We start from the raw sequence: 4,736 nt of genomic DNA on the forward strand, positions 1-4,736 counted from the left end.
GGCCGTACCCCAGCCCCCGACGCCCCCCAAGCCGCCGCGGGAGCCCATCATCCACATCGAGCGCAGCCGCGCGCCGGCTCCCGCGGCCAGCGCCGCCAGTGGGGTGAGCGCGACCAAGGGCGAGGTGCAGATCAGCATCAACGAGGATGGCATCCACATCCGCCGTGCGTCGCCGGCGGCGGCACCGGCCGCCAGTGCCGCCTCCCAGGCAGGCCTGGTGATCGGCCGCGACGGCATCGAGATCAAGGTGCCGCCCGGTGCCGACAGCGAGATCGTGCGCGAGGCCGTGCGCGAGGCGCGCGACCAGATCACCGAAGCCATCGAAGAAGCGGCTCGGGCGGCAGAGGAAGCCGCCGCCGCGGAGCGCGAGGCCAAGGCCAACGTGACGGTGAATATCACCCCATCGAGCCACCGCCGCGGCTACGTCACGCTCGGCGACGAACTGCCGACCCTGGCCTTCCTGTGGATCGCCATGTCGGCGATCCTGAAGTTCACCTACAAGGGCAGGATGCAGGCCGAGGTGAAGGCCGCACAGGCCGCCGAGACGGCCGAGGCCGAGCAGCTCAAGCGCCAGGTGGTGGAAGCCCGCATGGCGGCCATGCAGGCGCAGGTGGAGCCACACTTCCTGTTCAACACGCTCGCCTCGATCGACCACCTGATCGAGACCGACCCGAAACGTGCCTCGGCGATGCAGAAGAACCTGATCGCGTTGCTGCGCGCCAGCATGCCCACGATGCGCGAAGCCAACGGCAACGGCAGCGGCGTGCGCGACCTCGGCCGCGAGATGGCGGTGATCCAGCCTTACCTCGAGATCCTCAAGGTGCGGATGGAAGACCGCCTGATGACCGAGATCGACGTGCCCGAGGGCCTGCGCTCGGCCGAGTTCCCGCCGATGATGATCCAGAGCCTGGTGGAGAACGCCATCAAGCACGGCCTGGAGCCCAAGCCGGAGGGCGGGCTGCTGTCGGTGAAGGCGCAGATCGTGCACGGCAAGCTGGCCGTGACGGTGGCCGACACCGGCGTGGGCTTCGGCAAGGCCGCCACCGCCGGCACCGGCATCGGGCTGAACAACATCCGCGAGCGCCTGAAGCTGCTGTACGGCAGCAAGGCCGCGCTGACCGTGGCCGAGAACCCGCCCGGCGGCACCAAGGTGACGATCACCGTGCCCTACGTGGCGCAGCCGAGCGACGACGCTACGATGCCGGCATGAACGACGACACGCGGACCCTTCGCGCTGTGATCGCCGACGACGAGCGGCTGATGCGCGAGCAGCTGCGCACACGGCTGGGCGAAGCCTGGCCGGCGCTGGAGATCGTCGCCGAGGCGAAGAACGGCGCGGAGGCGGTGCAGCTGGTCGAGCAGCACCACCCGGACGTCGTCTTCCTCGACATCCGCATGCCCGGCATGACGGGCGTGGAGGCGGCGCGCGCGATCGCGCAGCTGCCCTGTGGCGACGAGGCCGCCGACGGCTGGCCCGGTTGCGAGGTGGTCTTCATCACTGCCTACGACGAGTACGCGGTCGAAGCCTTCGAGCAGGGCGCGGCCGACTACGTGCTCAAGCCGGCCGAGCGCGACCGCCTGGCGCGCACGGCCGAGCGCATCGGCAAGCGCATCGCCCAGCGTGCGCAAGGCGAAGGCCCGGCGCTCGGGGGCATGCAGCAGCTGCTGCAGAAGCTCTCGGCGCACATGAACCCGGGGGGCGCGGCCAAGCTGAAGTGGATCCAGGCCACGGTCGGCCAGAGCATCCAGATGATCCCGGTCGAGGAGGTGCTGTTCTTCATCTCCGACGAGAAGTACACCCGCGTGCAGACCGCCACGACCGAGGCGCTGATCCGCAAGCCGATCAAGGAGCTGGTGGAGGAGCTCGACGCCGAGCTGTTCTGGCAGATCCACCGCTCCACGCTGGTCAACGTCAAGGCCATCGCCGGCGTCAGCCGCGACCTGCGCGGCCGCCAGCTGGTCAGCGTGAAGGGTCACCCGGAGAAGCTGGAGGTCTCGCGCAGCTTCACGGGGTTGTTCAAGGGGATGTAGGACCGGCCCGCTCGCGCAACGACCCGGCGATGCACCACTGCGCCGCCCAGTAGCTGCCGAGCACCCACAGCGAGGCCATCGGCAGCGACACGGCAAACTTGTTGGTGGCCAGCAGCGCATCCGACAGCACGAACAGCGCGCCACCGATCGCGCCCGACCAGGCGGCAGTCGCAGCCAGCGTGCCGCGCATCACCAGCCACACCACGCCGGCCTGCGCCGCCATCGCCGCCAGGCACACCACGTACAACGCCACCGGCACGCGCAGGCCCGCCGGCACGCCCGGCCAGAGCGACGCGAGCACCACGGCGGCCACGGCGGCGTACAGCAGGAACGGCGCCGGCCGCGACAGCAGCCGCGCACGTGACGCAAACGCCGCGATGTAGGCCAGGTGCGCGAGCAGGAAGGCGATCAGCCCGGGCAGGAAGCCTTCCTTCGGCCACAGCAGCGCCACGTCGCCCGCCAGCGAGAGCACCAGGCCGGCCAGGATCCAGCGCCGCGCCACCGGTTCGTCGTGGCCGCGCTGCGCGGCGTGCACGATGATCAGCACGGTGGCCAGCGGCTTGGCGACGAAGAGCACGGCCGGCGGCAGTAGGCCCACGCCCGCGCCGACGGCCAGCGCCACGGCCAGCAGCAGCGCGACGCGCAGGACCGGGCTCATGGCTCCACCTTCGCCGCAACGGCCTGCGCTGCGCGTGCCGCCGCCGCCTCGCGCAATGCCTTCAGCTTGGCGCGCGGGTCTTCCTTCTGCTGCACCTCGTGCAGCTTCATTTCGGCGATGAAGCGACTGGGCACGCCGGCCACCGTGTCGCGGCCGCGCTTGCGCCGGCGCAGCGTGCTGATCGCCAGCGTGGTGCGCGCCCGGGTGATGCCGACGTACATCAGCCGGCGCTCCTCCTCGAGGCGCTGCGGCGTCATCTCGTCGTCCTCGCTGCGGAAGGGCAGCAGCCCCTCGTTGACGCCGGCCAGCACCACGTGCGGCCACTCCAGGCCCTTGGCGGCATGAAGCGTCGACAGCGTGACCACGTCCTGCTCGTCGCCGCGCTCGGCCAGGCTGATGATCACCGAGATGGTCTGCGCCACCTCGAGCACGCTCTTCCTCTCGGTCTCGACCGACAGGCCCCCGTCGTTCTCGATCTCGCCGCCGCAACGCCGGGCGATCCAGTCGACGAAATCCATCACGTTGGACCAGCGCGCCGCGGCGAGCTTCTCGCTGTCCTCGCCCTCGTAGAGGTGCTTCTCGTAGGCGATGTCCTTCAGCCAGCCCGTCAGCAGCGCCTTGGCGTCTTCCGAGCCGACCGTGTGGCGGGCGCGGTACTCGAGGTCGTTCACGTAGCGGCCGAACTCGTGCAGCGAGCCGATCGCCCGGGCGTTGACCACGCTGCCCAGGCTCTCGGCGAACAGCGCCTCGTACAGGCTGGTCTTCCACTTCGCCGCGAACTCGCCCAGGCTGGCCAGCGTCTGGTGGCCGATGCCGCGCTTGGGCGTGGTCACGGCGCGCAGGAAGGCCGGGTCGTCGTCGTTGTTGACCATGAGGCGCAGCCAGGCGCACAGGTCCTTGATCTCGGCGCGGTCGAAGAAGCTCTGGCCGCCCGAGACCTTGTACGGGATGTTCGCCTTGCGCAGCGCCTTCTCGAACACCTTGGCCTGGTGGTTGGCGCGGTAGAGCACGGCGAAGTCCTTGAACGCCACCTGGCCGCCCTGGCCGCGCTGCGACTGAATGAAAGCCACCGCGCGCTCGGCCTCGTGTTCCTCGCCATCGCACTCGACCACCCGCACCGGCTCGCCGTCGCCGAAGGCGCTCCACAGCTTCTTCTCGAACAGCTTGGGGTTGTGGCCGATCACCGCGTTGGCCGCGCGCAGGATGTGGCCGGTGGAGCGGTAGTTCTGCTCCAGCGGAATCACCTTGAGCTGCGGATACTCGGCCGGCAGGCGGCGCAGGTTGTCGATGGTCGCGCCGCGCCAGCCGTAGATGCTCTGGTCGTCGTCGCCCACCGCGGTGAACATCGCCCGCTCGCCGGCCAGCAGCTTGAGCATCTCGTACTGCACGGCGTTGGTGTCCTGGTACTCGTCGACCAGCAGGTAGCGCAGTGCGTCCTGCCACTTCGCCCTCGCCTCGGCGTCGCGGCGCAGCAGTGCGACCGGCAGGCCGATCAGGTCGTCGAAGTCGACCGCCTGGAAGGCCGCGAGCCGCTCCTCGTAGCGCTGCATCACGCGCTGCGCGATGCGCTCGTCGTCATTGGCCGGCTCGACCTGGGTGCTCGTCAGCCCCTGGTTCTTCCACAGGCTGATCGCCCACTGCCAGCGGCGCGCCAGCGCGTTGTCGTTGCTGCCGCCGGCGTCCTTCAGGATGGACAGCACGTCGTCGCTGTCGAGGATGCTGAACTGCGGCTTCAGGCCGACGCGCTGGCCATCCTCGCGCAGCATGCGCACGCCCAGCGAGTGGAAGGTGCTCACCACCAGCGGCTTGGCCGCTCGCGCGCCGATCAGCGCCTTGGCGCGCTCGCGCATCTCGGCGGCGGCCTTGTTGGTGAAGGTGATCGCGGCGATCTGCGCGGGCGCGTAGCCGGCCTGCAGCAGCCGGGCGATCTTGTGGGTGATCACGCGCGTCTTGCCCGAGCCGGCGCCCGCCAGCACCAGGCAGGGCCCGCCCAGGTGGTGCACCGCCTCCATCTGGGCCGGGTTGAGCGATGCGGGTTCGGACACGG

At 70.2% G+C, this 4,736-nt stretch carries 4 protein-coding genes; 2 read left to right on the top strand and 2 right to left on the bottom strand.

Annotation, left to right across the window (positions count from 1 at the left end):
* Nucleotides 1-1,210, top strand: a 1,210-nt coding sequence (locus AB7U92_RS22095) for a sensor histidine kinase (RefSeq protein ID WP_428582149.1), incomplete at its 5' end; no start/stop codon positions are given.
* Nucleotides 1,207-2,031 carry a LytR/AlgR family response regulator transcription factor gene (locus tag AB7U92_RS22100; protein WP_428582151.1) on the top strand — a complete coding sequence of 275 codons (825 nt, stop codon included), beginning with the start codon at nt 1,207-1,209 and terminating at the stop codon, nt 2,029-2,031. The genes AB7U92_RS22095 and AB7U92_RS22100, both read left to right, overlap by 4 nt.
* Here AB7U92_RS22100 and AB7U92_RS22105 read toward each other — a convergent pair.
* The gene (locus tag AB7U92_RS22105; RefSeq protein WP_428582153.1) at nt 2,018-2,689 is read right to left on the bottom strand and encodes a lysoplasmalogenase; all 672 of its coding nucleotides are present in this window, start codon (nt 2,687-2,689) and stop codon (nt 2,018-2,020) included. The two genes, AB7U92_RS22100 and AB7U92_RS22105, sit on opposite strands and share 14 nt — an antisense overlap.
* The gene (locus tag AB7U92_RS22110) at nt 2,686-4,734 is read right to left on the bottom strand and encodes an ATP-dependent helicase (protein WP_428582154.1); all 2,049 of its coding nucleotides are present in this window, start codon (nt 4,732-4,734) and stop codon (nt 2,686-2,688) included. Before AB7U92_RS22110 ends, AB7U92_RS22105 begins: the two co-directional genes overlap by 4 nt.
* Nucleotides 4,735-4,736: the final 2 nt, after the last annotated feature.

Source organism: Piscinibacter sp., assembly GCF_050175855.1.
Lineage (GTDB): Bacteria > Pseudomonadota > Gammaproteobacteria > Burkholderiales > Burkholderiaceae_C > Piscinibacter.

Bases quoted from the DNA above. Each gene is read 5' to 3' on its own strand.
- AB7U92_RS22100 (WP_428582151.1), top strand. From the start codon at position 1,207: ATGAACGACGACACGCGGACCCTTCGCGCTGTGATCGCCGACGACGAG.
- AB7U92_RS22105 (WP_428582153.1), bottom strand. From the start codon at position 2,689: ATGAGCCCGGTCCTGCGCGTCGCGCTGCTGCTGGCCGTGGCGCTGGCC.